The 16153-nt window shown below is 53.5% G+C and carries 16 protein-coding genes and 2 tRNA genes; 10 read left to right on the top strand and 8 right to left on the bottom strand.

What is annotated here, in order from left to right:
* The first annotated feature begins 28 nt into the window (after positions 1–28).
* From pheP to IP581_RS16040, 3 genes are all read left to right on the top strand, one after another.
* A complete protein-coding gene (pheP, locus tag IP581_RS16050) occupies positions 29–1426 on the top strand; it encodes a phenylalanine transporter (protein ID WP_193820836.1) in 1398 nt (465 codons plus the stop codon).
* 117 nt (positions 1427–1543) lie between these two features.
* Complete coding sequence (locus IP581_RS16045; RefSeq protein ID WP_193820835.1) at positions 1544–2524, top strand: LacI family DNA-binding transcriptional regulator; 981 nt, start codon at positions 1544–1546, stop codon at positions 2522–2524.
* Between the two features lie 74 nt (positions 2525–2598).
* Entirely contained in the window at positions 2599–3468 is an 870-nt protein-coding gene (locus IP581_RS16040) for a DMT family transporter (protein ID WP_097400341.1), read from the top strand.
* Here the strand turns inward: IP581_RS16040 and IP581_RS16035 are convergent.
* Positions 3457–4254 (bottom strand): PhzF family phenazine biosynthesis protein, encoded by a 798-nt coding sequence (locus tag IP581_RS16035; protein ID WP_193820834.1) that lies wholly within the window; start codon positions 4252–4254, stop codon positions 3457–3459. The genes IP581_RS16040 and IP581_RS16035 overlap by 12 nt on opposite strands.
* A gap of 66 nt (positions 4255–4320) precedes the next feature.
* Positions 4321–5745 (bottom strand): MFS transporter, encoded by a 1425-nt coding sequence (locus IP581_RS16030; RefSeq protein WP_193820833.1) that lies wholly within the window; start codon positions 5743–5745, stop codon positions 4321–4323.
* 108 nt (positions 5746–5853) lie between these two features.
* Between IP581_RS16030 and IP581_RS16025 the strand changes: the two genes are divergently transcribed.
* On the top strand, positions 5854–6726 hold the full coding sequence (locus tag IP581_RS16025; protein WP_193822712.1) for a helix-turn-helix transcriptional regulator: 873 nt from the start codon (positions 5854–5856) through the stop codon (positions 6724–6726).
* Here IP581_RS16025 and IP581_RS16020 read toward each other — a convergent pair.
* Positions 6723–7088 carry an MmcQ/YjbR family DNA-binding protein gene (locus tag IP581_RS16020; RefSeq protein ID WP_193820832.1) on the bottom strand — a complete coding sequence of 122 codons (366 nt, stop codon included), beginning with the start codon at positions 7086–7088 and terminating at the stop codon, positions 6723–6725. The genes IP581_RS16025 and IP581_RS16020 overlap by 4 nt on opposite strands.
* Positions 7078–7668, bottom strand: coding sequence for a TetR/AcrR family transcriptional regulator (locus IP581_RS16015; protein ID WP_045513910.1), 591 nt, complete (start codon positions 7666–7668; stop codon positions 7078–7080). Before IP581_RS16015 ends, IP581_RS16020 begins: the two co-directional genes overlap by 11 nt.
* Before the next feature lie 175 nt (positions 7669–7843).
* On the opposite strand from IP581_RS16015, the gene IP581_RS16010 reads away from it, so the two are divergent.
* Complete coding sequence (locus IP581_RS16010) at positions 7844–8959, top strand: MBL fold metallo-hydrolase (protein ID WP_176519669.1); 1116 nt, start codon at positions 7844–7846, stop codon at positions 8957–8959.
* Positions 8960–8997: 38 nt separating this feature from the next.
* Complete coding sequence (locus IP581_RS16005; protein WP_086870945.1) at positions 8998–9339, top strand: RamA family antibiotic efflux transcriptional regulator; 342 nt, start codon at positions 8998–9000, stop codon at positions 9337–9339.
* 40 nt (positions 9340–9379) lie between these two features.
* Here the strand turns inward: IP581_RS16005 and IP581_RS16000 are convergent, their stop codons facing one another.
* Entirely contained in the window at positions 9380–9772 is a 393-nt protein-coding gene (locus IP581_RS16000) for a YfeC-like transcriptional regulator (RefSeq protein WP_086870947.1), read from the bottom strand.
* A gap of 1 nt (position 9773) precedes the next feature.
* Entirely contained in the window at positions 9774–10133 is a 360-nt protein-coding gene (locus IP581_RS15995; protein ID WP_086870949.1) for a YfeC-like transcriptional regulator, read from the bottom strand.
* A 220-nt stretch (positions 10134–10353) separates the two neighbouring features.
* Between IP581_RS15995 and IP581_RS15990 the strand changes: the two genes are divergently transcribed.
* The 3 genes from IP581_RS15990 to IP581_RS15980 all read left to right on the top strand — a co-directional run bounded on the left by IP581_RS15990 (position 10354) and on the right by IP581_RS15980 (position 12950).
* A tRNA-Ala gene (locus IP581_RS15990) sits at positions 10354–10429 on the top strand.
* Positions 10430–10469: 40 nt separating this feature from the next.
* Positions 10470–10545, top strand: a tRNA-Ala gene (locus IP581_RS15985).
* A 209-nt stretch (positions 10546–10754) separates the two neighbouring features.
* On the top strand, positions 10755–12950 hold the full coding sequence (locus IP581_RS15980) for an EAL domain-containing protein (protein WP_193820831.1): 2196 nt from the start codon (positions 10755–10757) through the stop codon (positions 12948–12950).
* A 40-nt stretch (positions 12951–12990) separates the two neighbouring features.
* Here IP581_RS15980 and IP581_RS15975 read toward each other — a convergent pair whose 3' ends face one another.
* Positions 12991–14178: a NupC/NupG family nucleoside CNT transporter gene (locus IP581_RS15975; RefSeq protein WP_020454603.1), complete on the bottom strand. Its 1188-nt coding sequence runs from the start codon at positions 14176–14178 to the stop codon at positions 12991–12993.
* Between the two features lie 353 nt (positions 14179–14531).
* Between IP581_RS15975 and IP581_RS15970 the strand changes: the two genes are divergently transcribed.
* Complete coding sequence (locus IP581_RS15970) at positions 14532–15770, top strand: Nramp family divalent metal transporter (RefSeq protein WP_086870952.1); 1239 nt, start codon at positions 14532–14534, stop codon at positions 15768–15770.
* A 39-nt stretch (positions 15771–15809) separates the two neighbouring features.
* Here IP581_RS15970 and IP581_RS15965 read toward each other — a convergent pair whose 3' ends face one another.
* A complete protein-coding gene (locus tag IP581_RS15965) occupies positions 15810–16127 on the bottom strand; it encodes a DUF2502 domain-containing protein (protein ID WP_086870954.1) in 318 nt (105 codons plus the stop codon).
* Positions 16128–16153: the final 26 nt, after the last annotated feature.

Below are 16153 nucleotides of genomic sequence, written 5' to 3'. Positions count from 1 at the left end.
TTTAAATGAAACCACAAAGGGGAAGGACGTGAAAAACGCGTCACAGGCAGCGGGAAGCAGCACCGATGCCGCATCGGAAGCAGGGCCGACACTACAACGAGGTTTAAAAAACCGCCATATTCAGTTGATTGCGCTGGGCGGCGCGATTGGCACCGGGCTTTTTCTGGGTATTGGCCCCGCTATTCAGATGGCCGGGCCTGCTGTTTTGCTGGGCTACGGCATTGCCGGGGTTATCGCGTTTTTGATTATGCGCCAGCTCGGTGAAATGGTGGTTGAAGAGCCGGTGTCCGGTTCATTTTCCCATTTTGCCTACAAATACTGGGGGCCGTTCGCCGGTTTCCTCTCTGGCTGGAACTACTGGGCGATGTTTGTGCTGGTGGGAATGGCGGAACTGACCGCCGCCGGTATTTACATGCAGTACTGGTTCCCGGACGTGCCGACCTGGATTTGGGCCGCCGCTTTCTTTGTCATCATCAACGCCGTCAATCTCGTTAATGTGCGCTTGTACGGCGAAACCGAGTTCTGGTTCGCGCTAATCAAAGTGCTGGCAATTATCGGCATGATTGGCTTTGGCTTGTGGATGCTGTTTACCGGTCACGGCGGCGAGCGTGCCAGCTTCGATAACCTCTGGCGCTATAACGGCTTTTTCGCCACCGGCTGGCACGGGCTTATTCTCGCGCTGGCGGTAATTATGTTCTCGTTTGGCGGTCTGGAGCTTATCGGTATTACCGCCGCAGAAGCCAGCGAACCGCACACCACCATTCCGAAAGCGGTTAACCAGGTGGTGTACCGCATTTTGCTGTTCTATATCGGCTCACTGGTTGTGCTGCTGGCGCTCTATCCGTGGATTGACGTCAAAGCCAATAGCAGCCCGTTTGTGATGATTTTCCACGAACTGGACAGCAATCTGGTGGCATCTGCGCTCAATTTCGTCATTCTGGTGGCTTCCCTGTCGGTCTATAACAGCGGTGTTTATTCCAATAGCCGTATGCTGTTTGGTTTGTCGGTACAGGGCAATGCGCCGGCGTTTTTGACACGCGTCAGCCGCCGTGGCGTGCCGGTAAATTCCCTGTTCCTGTCGGGGGCTGTCACCTCGCTGGTGGTATTGGTCAACTATCTGCTGCCGCAAAAAGCCTTCGCGATGCTGATGGCGCTGGTGGTGGCGACGCTGCTGCTGAACTGGATCATGATTTCGCTGGCGCACCTGAAATTCCGCGCGGCGATGCGCCGCAAAGGGCGCGATCCGCAGTTTAAAGCGTTGCTCTTCCCGGCGGGCAACTATCTGTGCATTGGCTTCATGCTGATGATCCTCATTTTGATGTGCACCATGGACGATATGCGCCTGTCAGCAGCACTGCTGCCGGTGTGGATATTGCTCCTGTTTGTGGCGTTCAAAGTACTGCGCCGCACGCCGAAGCGCGGGTAACTCGCGCGATCCCCTACCAGATCCGGCGGGCTGCTGCTCGCCGGGCTTGAGATGTGTCGATGATGTAACTGTGATAGCCTCGAACCTTACGTGCTTATTGCAGGGTATGTTGTTGTTATGTCGATTCAAAAAATTGCCAGGATGGCGGGCGTTTCCGTTGCAACGGTTTCACGTGTGCTGAATAACAGCGAATCGGTGAAACCGAAAAATCGCGAACGCGTCCTGCAGGCCATCAAGGAATGTCAGTACCAACCTAACTTATTAGCCCGCCAGTTGCGCACCGCGCGTAGCTCAATGATGCTGGTGCTGGTCTCTAACATCGCTAACCCGTTTTGCGCCGAAGTGGTGAAGGGGATTGAAGAAGAGGCGGAAAAAAACGGTTACCGCATCCTGCTGTGTAACTCCGGTGCGGACATGGCGCGTTCGCGCTCAGCGCTCAACCTGCTGTCGGGCAAGATTGTTGACGGCATCATCACCATGGATGCGTGTGCAAAATTGCCGGAACTGGCCACCCTAATTGGTGCCGCGCCATGGGTGCAATGCGCCGAGTACGCCGATGACGGCGATGTCTCCTGCGTGGGCATTAACGATGTCGCCGCCGCCCGCTGCGTGATTGACCGGTTAGTTGAGCGTGGCTGCCAGCGCATTGCTATGATTAACCACGATTTGAATTATAAGTATGCCCGGCTGCGTGAACGCGGCTACCGGAGCGGTTTGCAGGCAAAACGCCTGCGCTATGAAAACGTGGCCTACGCGCGAGATTTGAGTTTCAGCGCCGGGAAAAACGCCATGCAACACCTGCTTAATGCGCCGGAACGTCCGGACGCGGTGTTTGCCGTTTCCGATACGCTGGCCGCCGGAGCGCTGCTGGCGATCCATGAAGCCGGGCTGACAATGCCGCAGGATATCGCGGTGGTCGGGTTCGATGGCACTGAACTGGCAGAGATGGTTACGCCGCCGCTCAGCACCATTGAGCAACCTTCGCAGGCGATGGGGCGCGAAGCCGTACGGCTGCTGCTGAACCGCATTGATAACCCGGATAGCCCGCCAGAAAGCGTCATCATGGACTGGCGTTATATTTCCCGCGCCAGCGCCTGACATTTCAGGCATGATGTGTGTAAAGATTTCGCCAGCCGCCGCGCTGGCTTTTTTATTGCCCAGGGAGCCTTGCCATGACCCGGCAACGACAAGCTGATTTATTTCTGGTTCTGACCACAGTGATCGCCGCCTGCGGATGGATTTTCTCACGCGAAGCCATTAGCGGGATGCCGGTTTTCGCCTTTCTTGGGCTGCGCTTTTTTGGCGCGGCGCTGGTGCTGTTGCCGTTTTGCCGTGGGCAACGCATTGCGCTGGAAAAAGTGCGCCAGGTGGTGATAAGCGGCGTATGGATGGCGCTCAACCTCTGCCTGTGGATCTGGTCGGTGTCGACCACGCCATCGCTGGGCGAGGGGGCATTTATCATGAGCCTGTCGATGCTGTTCGTGCCGCTGGTGGCCTGGGTTATGCTAAAAAACCGTCCGGCGCGCGCTTACTGGGAGTGTTTGCCGGTCGCCATTGTTGGCTTAGCGCTGCTGAGCCTGCACATGCCCATCACGTTTCATGCCAGCCAGGGCTGGTTTTTGCTGACGGCGTTCGTGCAGTCGATCTATTTTTGCTACACCAGCCGCTGCGCCAGAGAAGTGCCGCTGCTGCCGCTCACGGCGGTACAACTGGCGATCACCGGCATTGCCGGGCTGGTGATTTCTGCACTGTTTGAGTCCTGGACGCAACCCTTTACCAGCACCACCGCGATGTGGCTGGCGGCCAGCATTTTAATTGCCACAAGCCTGCGCTTTGGCCTGCAACTGCAAGGGCAAAAATATGCCGCCGTCGCCAGCGCTGCCATCATTATGGTGCTGGAACCGTTACTGACGGTGATTGCCGCTTCGATTTGGTACGGGGAGCGCTTACCGCTGCAAAAAATCCTTGGCGGCGTGTTGATCCTGCTGGCGCAGATTTGGTTCCGCTGGCGGATGATTGTGCGTCTACCTTCAAAGCCGTAACGTGCCGACCAGCACCGTATGCGCACCGCCGCCTATCACTACGCGTCCCTTTTCCCTGAGCGCCAGCGCTAAAATGCCGCCGCGCGGTGAGGCCTGGCAGGCGGTCAGCGAGCGCTTACCCAGCCTTGCAGACCAGTAGGCTGCCAGCGCGCAGTGTGCGGAGCCGGTCACCGGATCTTCATTCACCCCGACCCACGGAGCGAAGTAGCGCGAGACGCAATCATACTCATTCTGACCGGGCGCGGTGACCGCCACGCCGCGGCCGGGCAAGGCACGAAGCGCCGCAAAATCAGGCTTGAGTGCGTAGACTACCTGCGCATCCTCTACCACCACCAGTTGTTTCGCGCCGAACATACCGTAGCCACCCACCTGCGCATGTGCCAGCCCGAGCGCCTTCAGTAATTCCGCTGGCGCTTCGGGCTGCATGGTCGGTGTCAGTAGGGGGAAATCAAGCTCAATGCCCTGGGGCACGGCGGTTGCCGTCAGCGGGCCGGAAAGGGTGTGAAAGGTGATCGCAGCGCCCTGTGCAAGTCGCCCGTTCTGGCGCAGGATATGCGCGGTCGCCAGTGTGCCGTGACCGCATAAATCAACTTCAGTCTGTGGTGTAAACCAGCGCAGGTTGTTATCCGCAAGGTTTAAAAACGCGGTTTCGGATACCGCCATCTCTTCGGCTATCTGCTGCATTAACGCGGTTTCCAGCCCTTGCGGCGTAATGCATACCGCTGCCGGATTACCGGAAAAAGGACGCGTGCTGAACGCGTCCACCTGGTAAATTTCAAGTTCCACTACGGCGCTCCCTTTGTTAACAAAGAGATGACCTTATCCCCTTTTTGCGCCAGCGGGTAGCGATAATCAGGAGTTGGCCGGGCAGCGCGGTGCGAGTTGATGGCGTGCGCTCACTGCCGCTGCCGCCAGTACCAGCATCATCACCACTTCTGTTGCCAGAAAACCGCTCAGCGCCGTGCTGTAGTTGCCTTGCGACTGACCAACAAGATGCAAAAACAACCCGCCGAGCAGCGCCGGACCCAGGCCGAGCGTCGCTTGTTGTAACGTGCTGAGCAGTGCGCTACCTGCGCCCGCATCCTGGGTGGTGATATCACGCATGCCGATGCGGTAAAAGCTGTTCACAATCAGCGCCTGGCCGTAGCCAATCAGCGCGGTAGACGGCGCGAGCGACAGCGCACCCACCATTTGACCTGAGAGTTGCAGGGTGGCAATTAATGCCAGCAGGCCGCTGACCTGAATTACCAACCCGGTTAACAAAATGGTGCGCATGTTATAGCGGCCAATCATTTTGGGCGCATACCAGGCAGAGACAAAATAGGCGACGCCCAGCGCGACAAAGCTGTTGCCCGACTGATACGGTGTCATGCCCATCCCGGCTTGCAGGGTCAGTGCCATACAGAACATAAAACCCGACCACGCGCTAAAAAACAGCAACGCAATCAGCAGCCCGAAACGGATACTGTGCAGCTTAAGTAAGCGCGGTGGTAGCAGCGGCATTAAACCCGCTTGCTGCTGTTTTAATGCGCTTGTGCGCATCCACCATGCCAGCGGAATCAGTGCCAGCAGCGCGGCTTTCGTTTCCCACGGCCAGTGCAGTTCCGGGCCAAGCGCCAGCGGGAACAGCAGGCAGCAGAGGATCATCGCCAGCGCGACGGTACCTTGCCAGTCAATGCGTGTGCGCGTTTCGCTCTGCGTTTCCGGCACATAGCGGCGGCTGAGCGCCAGCACCAGCAGGCAAATGGGCACATTAATAAAAAAGGCGTTACGCCAGCCAAGACCGGCGATATCCGCCGAGACCAGCCAGCCGCCGCCCATCTGACCAATGATAAACGCCACGCCGCCAATACCGCCGTAGAGACTGATGGCGCGCGCGTGGGCGGTACCTTTTAGCGTGACATGCAATGTCGCGAGGATCTGCGGCACAATCAGCGCCGCGCCCATGCCTTGTAGCGTGCGCGCGGCAAGCAGTGCGGAGACCGAATTTGCCAGCCCGCAGAGCAGCGAAGCGATACCAAACAGGGCCACGCCCCATAAGAAAATTCGCCTGCGCCCGAAGTTGTCCCCCAGTTTGCTGCCCATCGCCAGACAGACGGCGAAAGCCACGCCGTACAGCGCGACAATTAGCGCCAGCTGCGTGGCGCTGGTGTGCAGCGATAGGGTGATGGAGTCGAGTGCGACATTGGTAATTGAGGTGTCAATCAATGGCAGCATCTGCCCGGTCAGCAGAAGGAACAGGCCTGCCCGGCCCGGCGAAACAGCAGACGTTTTCATGGTAACTCCATTGCGTCATTCATCGGATGGACGTAGCATCGCTTAACAGAAAAACGGGTACCAGTTCTTGCCTATACTGGTACTGGCACTACCATGCTGGAGATGGTTATGACGCTGATGGTCGAAAAGGTTCCGGAACTGACGGTGCTCGATGAGAACCGCAAACAGCTTGGTGCGTTTTTACGCGCGCGGCGGGAAAGCCTCGATCCGCAGCGACTGGGGCTGCCGCGCAGTACGCGCCGGCGCACGCCGGGGCTGCGGCGTGAAGAGGTGGCGCTGCTGGCGGATGTGGGGGTCACCTGGTACACCTGGCTTGAACAGGGCAGGGATGTCAATCCTTCCGCTAGCGTATTGCAGGCGATTGCCGCTGCGTTGCAGTGTTCGCCAACGGAAACCCGCCATCTGTTTTTGCTGGCCGGGCTAACACCGACGGAAGCGCTGAATACGCCGCAGTGTGAAGGCATCAGTGAAGGCACCCGGCGCTTGCTGGATAGTCTGCTGCCACAACCGGCCAGCATTCAGAAAACCAACTTTGACATTGTGGCGTGGAATGCCGGTTTTGAGCGCCTGATGGGCGTTAATTTCAGCGAAATCCCCGAAGAAGATCGCAACTGTATTTATCTCTATCTCACCCACCCGCAATGGCGTACCCGGCTTGGCTATGATGAGAGCGTATTACAGACTTTTGTTGCCTATTTCCGCGCGGCCATGGCCGAACACCGGGGTGATGCGGTGTGGGAAGCGAAGCTGGCGCGGTTTTGTGCGGCATCGGCGGAATTTGAAGCGTTGTGGCGCAAGCATCTGGACGTGCGCGGCGTGGAAAATAAGATCAAAAACTTTAACCATCCGCAGCTTGGCGAGTTTTCTCTTCAGCAAATGTACTGGTACTCAGCACCGCGTAACGGCTCGCGGTTGCTGGTATATCTGCCGGTGGATGAGGCCGGTGAAAAGGCGTTGAGCTGGCTGGCGGAAAACGCTTAAGGACGCAGACGTTTTTGATCTTTGCGCGGTAAGCCGTCGACCACGCGATCCCATGATTCCTGAATCAGGAACGCGAGCAGCGATTCGTCGATGTCGTTGCCAGCGAATACGGAAATCCAGTGTTTTTTGTTCATGTGATACCCCGGCTCAATGCTGGGGTAGATCTGCTGGTTGAGCAGTGATTTTTGCGGTTCGGCTTTCATCGTCACCATCGGCCTGCCGTGTGCGGTGGTGGTCATCATAAAAATCTTCCCGCACACTTTGAACACATCATGTTCCGGGCCAAACGGCCAGCAATGTTCGGTGAACGGCAGTTCAAGCGCAATACGGTGCGCGCTCGCTTGCAGCGTTTTACTGTCCATTATTTTCCTCAATGGCCAGCGCACGCCACATGGCTTCGAAGCCAAGGCGCTTAAATTCGGTGATGCGAGAAGCATCCCGGCTGGCGAAGGTGATCGTGGTGTCCGCCATCGACAGGAAAATTGCATCGCCAAAGGGGGAGTATTCATCGGTCAGAAACACGGGCCGTACGGAACGATGGCATAACTCATGCAGTTCCGGAAAAATTTCGGCGACTTGCTGGCGGGTTGCGTCGGTGAGTTTGTCGCTGACGGCAATCTGGCGCACGGCGCAGTGGCCATTCGGGTGACGGATGCCCCAGTCGATATAGCTGTTCCAGATGCATTGCGTATGGTGCCTGGAATCGTTGATCGAGAGATCGATATTCGCCAGCATGGTGCCGCACAGATCGCTTTTCAGATGCAGGTAAAGCGCGTTGAGCAGGTCGTCTTTGGTGGCGAAGTAGCGAAACAGCGTCCCTTCCGCGACACCCGCATTGCGGGCAATTAACGCGGTGGAGGCAGCGATCCCCGATTGTGCAATGGCTTCGGTAGCCGCTTCCAGTAACGCCAGTTTTTTATCTTCACTCTTTGGACGAGCCACTACACTTTTCCTCTCACATTGTAAAAACCACGATTGAAACATGCCCTCTGTACCGCTGCAACGTCGAATGTCGCAGAAAAAATAATCTTGACGGTTGAGCGTTGCTTTCTATAATGAGTGCTTACTCACTCATAATCAAGTTTAACCAGCGTCGTATCTACGGAATGGATCGATTTTGTCGGGTCAGGATATGAAGCGTCTCATTTTCAGCGTGGTTCTTGTTATGCTCGTTGCCTCTGCCGCAAGTTTACCCTTTGTTCTGAATGCCGGATTTGGCCAACTCCCGCAGGGCGAACAGCTTAGTGAAGTTGAAAAATCACCGCATTATCGCGACGGGAAGTTTCAAAACCAGTTGCCGACGCCAGGTTTTACCGGAAAGAAAAATATGCTGGCAGCATGGTGGGATTTTCTGGTCACTAAACGCGAGAACGCGCGCCCGCAGCAGCCGTTACCGACGGTGAACACCGATCTCGCCAGCCTGCCGCTTGAGCAGGATACGCTGGTGTGGATGGGGCATTCGTCCTGGTATTTGCACCTGGCGGGCAAGCGCATTCTGATCGATCCGATCCTGAGTAATTACGCGGCGCCGTTTTCATTTCTCAATAAGGCGTTTGCCGGTAACGATCTCTGGACGGCACAAAACATGCCGGAGATCGATCTGCTGATTATTTCGCACGATCACTATGACCACCTGGATTACGCCACCATCAAGGCGCTGATGCCGAAAATCAAAAAAGTGGTGACGCCGCTCGGCGTGGGCTCGCACCTGCGTTACTGGGGAATGGATCCGGCAATCATTCAGGAAGCTGACTGGCAGCAGAAAGTGGTGGTGAGCGACAATTTGGCGGTGCACGTTTTACCCGCGCGCCACTTTTCCGGGCGCGGTCTGAAACGTAATCAGACATTGTGGGCCAGCTTTATGTTCACTACCGCCACGCAAAACGTTTATTACAGCGGCGATAGTGGTTATGGCCCGCATTTCAAAGCAATTGGCGAACAGTTTGGCGTGGTTGATCTGGCGATTATGGAAAATGGTCAGTACGACGAAGACTGGAAGTACATTCACATGATGCCAGAAGAGACCGCTCTGGCAGCGCAGGAACTTAATGCTCGCGCGGTTCTGCCGGGCCATGCGGGGCGTTTTGTGTTGGCAAAACATACCTGGGACGATCCGTACAAACGGCTGGCGGCAGCAAGCCGGGACAAAAGCTATCGCTTACTGACACCAAGGCTGGGCGAACCTGTGCTTGCGGCTGACACAGCGCAAGTTTTCCGCGCCTGGTGGGAATAAACCCGTTTATTAATCGAAGAGCAGAGGGGGAGCGCAGTATGACTATTTCCGCTCAGGTTATCGACACCATCGTCGAGTGGATCGACGACAATCTCCATCAACCGTTACGTATTGATGATATTGCAGCACATGCGGGCTATTCCAAATGGCATCTGCAACGGCTTTTTTTGCAATATAAAGGGGAGAGTTTGGGGCGCTATATTCGCACGCGCAAATTATCTCTTGCTGCGCGTGATTTACGTAATACCGATCAGAGGGTTTACGATATCTGCCTGAAGTACGGTTTTGATTCGCAGCAGACGTTTACGCGCATCTTTACCCGCACCTTTAATCTCCCGCCGGGTGCGTACCGGCGGGAGAATCATCAGCATACTCATTGATGGAAAACAGACAAAAAAACGGCCTGCATAAGGCCGTTTTTTATTCTGCCGGTGTTTTCTCGATACCTAAACGGCTCAAGAGCCCGCTAATACCTTCGCGCGCCAGCAGCGTCGAAAGCTGCTTTTGTTCCTCCGCGGTCATGTTTTGCAGCACTTTGATAATTTCATGCAGTGCGCTATTTCCACTGGCGTAAACCGGCGCGGGTTCGGCAATAGAATAGGAAGAATTTTGATGGCGCATAGAGGGCGTTTTCATAATGAAACTGCGCACCTCTTTGGTGAGGTGAATTAGCCTGGCGCGACCGCCTTTTACTCCGGGTAACGGTTCTGTTTCCCAACCTTGCTGGCGGATCCAACGATTTACCGTTTGTCTGGCGACGCCGAGAAACTCCGCTAATTCTTCGGTGGTCATTTTGTTAGGTAATTTCATCATATTATTTTTGATCGCGCAGCCCCAGACGTTGCAACAAGCCGGTAATGCCGTCGCGTAATAAAAGTGAAGAGAGTTGTTTTTGCTCTGCGTCGGTCATCTCTTTTGCCAGCCGGATTAATAATGCCTCAAGTGAGGTATCGCTGGCGGTAAGCGTGGTTTTTGGTTGGTCTTCAGTGCGCTGTGCGCTGCGAATAAATGCGCGGACTTGTTCATTTATATGGACCAGACGGGCTTTACCTCCTTGTACGCCGGGTTTTGGTGAAGTCACCCAGCCTTCTTTACGCACCCATTTATTGATGGTTTGTCGGCTGTATCCTGTAAGGCTGGCCAATTCTTCTGGCGTCATTCGTTCCTTGAGCATGTAATTTCCCGAATTGTTGTAAGGGTAATTAATGGCTTATGTTATAGCACCATTTTACGGGAAAATGTGACATGTTTAACTACTGGCTGCGAGGGCGTTCGCAATGTCTTTCATTTGCATGCTTTTTCAGCGATTGAATAATGCCGCGCGATTTTGCCGTTGACACCTGGCAAGGGAATTCATATTATGCCGCCCGTCAACACGACACGCTTTACGCGATGGGGCTATAGCTCAGCTGGGAGAGCGCTTGCATGGCATGCAAGAGGTCAGCGGTTCGATCCCGCTTAGCTCCACCAAATTCCGCACCCAACGGGATTGGCGCATAAGGCATATTGTGGGGCTATAGCTCAGCTGGGAGAGCGCTTGCATGGCATGCAAGAGGTCAGCGGTTCGATCCCGCTTAGCTCCACCAAAATTCAAACCCTCGCGTTTACGCGGGGGTTTTTTCGTTTTATTCCGCGCTGTGTTAATTCTTTCTGCTATACATTAATAAGCAAACCTCCGGTGAGGCGTCAGTAATGGCGGTTATTCGAGCCGCTGATTGCTTGATTCGCTTAATAAATAAACTTATTATCTCGGCTCTTCATTTTTTGACCAGCCCAGAGCATTTCATTAATACTGATGAAACATAATCGATACAGTGCGATAAGAAAATTCTTCCTCGCGTTAATTTTATGCCTGGTAGCTACCCCTGTTTCCCGTTTTATTTCTCCTGTTACTCTTGTTGACGCCAGCGAGGTTTATCTTGCCTGGTTACCGTTAAGTGTATCGCTGGCAATCATTTTTTTATTCGGACGACATGGAATACTGCCTGTTATTATTGGTTTTGCTCTGGTAAATGAGGCTTTTTTTCATTTATCTTATGCCGAGGCAGCCGTGCTTCTGGTTTGTCAGTTATTTTTTGTGTTTCTTTTCTGCGGTGTGGTTCGCTGGCAACTGGGCTCCCGCTGGCGGTATAGCCTGACAAACAGAGCTAAAGACATGGGCACTCGTATCCTGTGGTTAGGTGTTATTGCCCCCATAGGTATAAAAATTTCGATGTATACTGCTGGCGTTTGGTTTAACTATCCGTTTAGTTTGTCTAATTATTTTGGCCCTGCATCAGTTGTTTATTCTATTATCGATATTCAAAGTCTGATTTGCTCTGCGGTTATTTTTACCACTTGTGCGTATTACTTTTTACGGATGATCATCAATCCTCGGTTTGCCCGTGCATTATGGTTAAGAAGTATTGGGCCGTGTTTTTCGAAAAAGAATCGTGTATTTACATTAGGTTGGATTATTTCGCTGGTCGCTATTGTGACTATTTTATGTGTGCCATATAAAAATGATTATATTGCTGGCTACTTAGTGCCTGTTATTTTTATTTTATTCACCTTTGGTATCAGCAAATTAAGTTCAACGTTGTTGTTATTAAGCTGGGATATTGCGGCGTTTATGCTATTGGCATACAACGAGAATTTTTTACATGGCGTGCGTTCCGATTATCCCCTGGCATTTGTCATGTCCGTTTTTATCAGCTTTACCATCTGCATGCTTTATATGATGCGCGTTTTTAACCGTAGTGAGTGGCTGAAAGCGCGCTGGGAGGTGCAGGCGATGAGCGATCCCTTAACGGGTTTGCCCAATTTGCGCGCGCTGGAACAGCAGATGGAACAGCAGCCAAACAGCGTGGTGTGCTGTTTGCATATGAAAAATCTGGAATTCCTCAGCCGCCATTTTGGTCTGATGATGCGTGTCCATGTGAAACGTAGCGTCACCCGCGAACTTCAGCCTCTGTTACATAAAGGCGAACGTTTTTTCCAGCTTCCGGGCAGCGAGTTATTGTTGATGCTCAATGGGCCGGAAATATTATCGCGCTTGCACCATATGCTGGATTACCTGAACAGCCGCCGAATTTACTGGAACAATACCGCCCTTGATATTGAGTTTGGCGCATCCTGGGGGGAGTTACAGGGCTCGGGCGAAGCACTGCACCAGACGTTGGGCCAGTTAAGCTGGCTTTCAGAACAGGCCAGTGCGGAGCAGCAGGTTCTGGCACTCACAAACAGTTTGCAAGAGGTAACCGACCAGACTACGGAGCGCGTGTTACAGCTAAACAAGGTGAAATGTGCGCTGGAGGAAAATGGCATTGTTCTGTTTGCTCAGCCGATAGTGAATGCTGAGGGGAAGGGGTACAAAGAGATCCTCACCCGGCTGGTTGCGCAGGGTGAATTGATTACGCCGGATTTATTTATACCTGTTATCGCCCAGTTCAACCTTGGCGCCCGGTTTGATATGCAGGTTATTGAGTGTCTGCTTCAGTGGATGCAGGCGCATCCTGAGCCAGGCGATGCTGCACGTTTTTCGGTTAATTTAATGCCACTCACCCTGATGCAAAGAGAGTTTGCTGCACAATTTCTGGCTCTTTTCGCGCGCTATAACGTCTCTCCGCGGCAGGTAATTATTGAGATAACGGAAGAACAGGCCTTTTCTAATTCAGAAGCGAGTATCCAAAATATGAAGCAGTTGCGAAAAGCCGGATTCAAAATCGCGATTGATGATTTTGGCACTGGCTATGCCAACTTTGAACGTTTGAAAGGGCTGCAGGCGGATATCATCAAAATCGACGGCTGTTTTGTCCGTGATATTTTACAGGACAAACAGGATGCAATGATCGTCAAATCGATATGCGAACTGGCAAAAGCGAAATCACTGACTGTTGTTGCGGAATATGTGGAGAATGAAGCGCAGCGCGAATTGTTGCTGAATGCTGGCGTCGATTACTTGCAGGGGTATTTGTTGGGTAAACCGCTACCGCTGGCAAAAGCCGAATAAAAAAACCGGGGAAGACCCCGGTTTTTTTAGCCTGTGACAATCAGATAACCAGCGCAGCGATAGCCGCAGACAGCACGCTCACCAGCGTGGAGCCATACACCAGTTTCAGACCGAAACGGGAAACCACGTTACCTTGTTCTTCATTCAGGCCTTTGATGGCACCGGCGATAATGCCGATAGACGAGAAGTTCGCGAAGGAGACGAGGAACACGGACAGGATGCCTTCCGAGCGCGGAGAGAGGTTCGCCGCGATTTTCTGCAGATCCATCATCGCCACAAATTCGTTAGAGACCAGTTTGGTCGCCATGATACTGGCAACCTGCAGCGCTTCGTGAGCCGGCACGCCCAGCACCCAGGCAATCGGGTAGAAAATGTAACCCAGAATCCCCTGGAAGGAGATGCCCAGCACGGCGGCGAACAGCGCGTTCAGACCGGAAATCAGGGCGATAAAACCAATCAGCATGGCCGCAACGATAATGGCAACTTTGAAGCCCGCCAGAATGTACTCACCCAGCATTTCGAAGAAGCTCTGGCCTTCGTGCAGCTTCGCCATTTGCAGATTTTCTTCGCTCTCATCCACGCGGTACGGGTTGAGAATCGACAGCACGATAAAGGTGCTGAACATGTTCAGCACCAGCGCCGCAACAACATATTTCGGCTGGAGCATGGTCATGTACGCGCCGACGATGGACATTGAAACAGTCGACATTGCTGTCGCTGCCATGGTGTACATGCGGTTGCGGGACATTTTGCCGAGAATGTCTTTGTAGGCGATGAAGTTTTCAGACTGGCCCAGAATCAGGGAGCTGACAGCGTTAAACGACTCCAGTTTGCCCATGCCGTTCACTTTGGACAGCACCGTACCGATGGCGCGGATAATGATCGGCAGCACACGAATGTGTTGCAGAATACCAATCAGAGCGGAAATAAAAACAATCGGGCACAGCACTTTCAGGAAGAAGAACGCCAGACCTTCATCATTCATTTTACCGAAGACGAAGTTAGTCCCTTCGTTGGCGAAACCGAGCAGTTTTTCGAACATCTCGGAGAAGCCTTTAACGAAGCCGAGGCCAATATCAGAGTTCAGGAAGAACCAGGCCAGTAAAACTTCAATCACCAGCAGTTGAATAACAAAACGAATGCGGATCTTCTTGCGATCGCTGCTTACGAGCAGGGCAAGCAGCGCCACAACAGCAAGCGCCAGGACAAAGTGCAAAACGCGGGACATATTTGCTCCAAATATGAGACGGGTAGGAATTTCGTGCACATTCTATGTAACAAGACAAAAGAAAACGAGATCAAACACACACTATATTAATGACCTGTGACCAGACTCAAAATTAGTGATCCAACATACATTTCTGTTATGTTAAGTAAAAGCGTGAAAAGTTGCGTCATACTGCTAGACTCTTAACATAACGCTGCGGCAAATGCTGTTGTCGCCGTCACCATCCTTGACATTCAACCCTTCTATTGTTTCTGGCTATCAGAGAAATCAGGTAAACCCATTTAAATGAACTTGATAATCATTCTCATTTTGGTAGCATAAAACATAGCAAAGGCTATATTTAGGGGCAATAAATGAACAGTAGTCGCGTTGAGAATAGTAATGGGCGGGCAGCGCGCAAGCTACGGTTTGCCTTAATGGGACCGGCGTTTATTGCGGCTATCGGTTATATCGACCCGGGCAACTTCGCTACCAATATTCAGGCAGGCGCCAGTTTTGGCTATCAACTGCTGTGGGTGGTGGTCTGGGCCAATATTATGGCGATGTTGATCCAACTGCTTTCCGCCAAACTGGGGATTGCCACCGGAAAGAACCTTGCTGAGCAGATCCGCGATCACTATCCGCGTCCGTTGGTGTGGTTCTACTGGGTTCAGGCGGAAATCATCGCCATGGCAACCGATCTGGCTGAGTTTATCGGTGCTGCCATCGGGTTTAAACTCATCCTCGGCGTTTCGTTACTGCAAGGTGCGGTGCTCACTGGCGTGGCGACGTTCTTGATTTTGATGTTACAGCGGCGGGGGCAAAAACCGCTGGAGAAAGTGATCGGCGGCCTGCTGCTGTTTGTCGCCGCTGCTTATATTGTTGAGCTGTTTTTTTCTCAGCCGAAACTGGCTCAACTGGCGCAAGGCATTGTGATCCCGAGTTTGCCGAGTAGCGAAGCGGTGTTCCTCGCGGCTGGTGTACTGGGCGCGACCATCATGCCGCACGTCATTTACCTGCACTCGTCTCTGACGCAGCATCTGCACCAGGGCACACAGCGCGAGCGTTATTCCGCTACGAAATGGGATGTGGGTATCGCCATGACTATCGCCGGGTTTGTGAACCTGGCAATGATGGCGACAGCTGCAGCGGCGTTCCATTTTAACGGTCACACCGGTGTTGCCGATCTCGACCAGGCGTACCTGACGCTGGAGCCGTTATTAAGCCATGCCGCAGCGACCATTTTTGGTCTTAGCCTGGTGGCGGCGGGGCTTTCCTCAACGGTCGTGGGGACGCTGGCCGGGCAGGTGGTAATGCAGGGGTTTGTGCGTTTTCATATTCCCCTGTGGGTGCGGCGCACCATCACCATGATGCCGTCGTTTATCGTTATCTGGCTGGGTCTGGATCCGACAAGGATTCTGGTTATGAGCCAGGTATTGCTTAGTTTCGGTATCGCGCTGGCGCTGGTGCCGCTGCTGATATTCACCAGTAACCGCAAGTTAATGGGGGAGTTAGTCAACACGCCATTAATTAAACGGGTTGGCTGGGTGATTGTAGTGCTGGTGGTCAGTTTGAATGGCTGGCTGTTAATCGGCAGTGCGGTGGGTCTGTAACAGTACGAGAAAAAGGAGCGCTTACGCTCCTTTTTTGAATTAGTGGTGGTGGCGTCCCCGGCCACGATGATCGTCGCGGTCGCGCCAGCCTTCACGATAACCGCGTTCATACGCGTTCTGTTTGTCCCAGCCGCGATGCCAGCCGCGGTCGTGTTTATGCCAGCGGTTGCCGCGCCACTCATAGTTGCGGCCCCAGTAGTCACGGTCGCGCCAGCGGCCGCCGTCCCAGTAGTTACCGTAATTATCGCGATCGCCAATGTGTAATTTCACAGATGGCAACAGGGTGATTTCGCCAGCATTTGCGACCAGCGGCGCAGAAGCCATTAACACAGCTGCCAGAATCAGTGACCTGAACATACTCTTCTCCTTCACGATCGGGCCGA

This window comes from Kosakonia pseudosacchari (genome assembly GCF_015167415.1).
GTDB lineage: Bacteria > Pseudomonadota > Gammaproteobacteria > Enterobacterales > Enterobacteriaceae > Kosakonia > Kosakonia pseudosacchari.
This window is presented reverse-complemented; position numbering and strand designations above follow the sequence as displayed.

Bases quoted from the DNA above. Each gene is read 5' to 3' on its own strand.
- IP581_RS16045 (WP_193820835.1), top strand. From the start codon at position 1,544: ATGTCGATTCAAAAAATTGCCAGGATGGCGGGCGTTTCCGTTGCAACG.
- IP581_RS16040 (WP_097400341.1), top strand. From the start codon at position 2,599: ATGACCCGGCAACGACAAGCTGATTTATTTCTGGTTCTGACCACAGTG.
- IP581_RS16030 (WP_193820833.1), bottom strand. From the start codon at position 5,745: ATGAAAACGTCTGCTGTTTCGCCGGGCCGGGCAGGCCTGTTCCTTCTG.
- IP581_RS16025 (WP_193822712.1), top strand. From the start codon at position 5,854: ATGACGCTGATGGTCGAAAAGGTTCCGGAACTGACGGTGCTCGATGAG.
- IP581_RS16020 (WP_193820832.1), bottom strand. From the start codon at position 7,088: ATGGACAGTAAAACGCTGCAAGCGAGCGCGCACCGTATTGCGCTTGAA.
- IP581_RS16005 (WP_086870945.1), top strand. From the start codon at position 8,998: ATGACTATTTCCGCTCAGGTTATCGACACCATCGTCGAGTGGATCGAC.
- IP581_RS16000 (WP_086870947.1), bottom strand. From the start codon at position 9,772: ATGATGAAATTACCTAACAAAATGACCACCGAAGAATTAGCGGAGTTT.
- IP581_RS15995 (WP_086870949.1), bottom strand. From the start codon at position 10,133: ATGCTCAAGGAACGAATGACGCCAGAAGAATTGGCCAGCCTTACAGGA.
- IP581_RS15980 (WP_193820831.1), top strand. From the start codon at position 10,755: ATGAAACATAATCGATACAGTGCGATAAGAAAATTCTTCCTCGCGTTA.
- IP581_RS15975 (WP_020454603.1), bottom strand. From the start codon at position 14,178: ATGTCCCGCGTTTTGCACTTTGTCCTGGCGCTTGCTGTTGTGGCGCTG.
- IP581_RS15970 (WP_086870952.1), top strand. From the start codon at position 14,532: ATGAACAGTAGTCGCGTTGAGAATAGTAATGGGCGGGCAGCGCGCAAG.
- IP581_RS15965 (WP_086870954.1), bottom strand. From the start codon at position 16,127: ATGTTCAGGTCACTGATTCTGGCAGCTGTGTTAATGGCTTCTGCGCCG.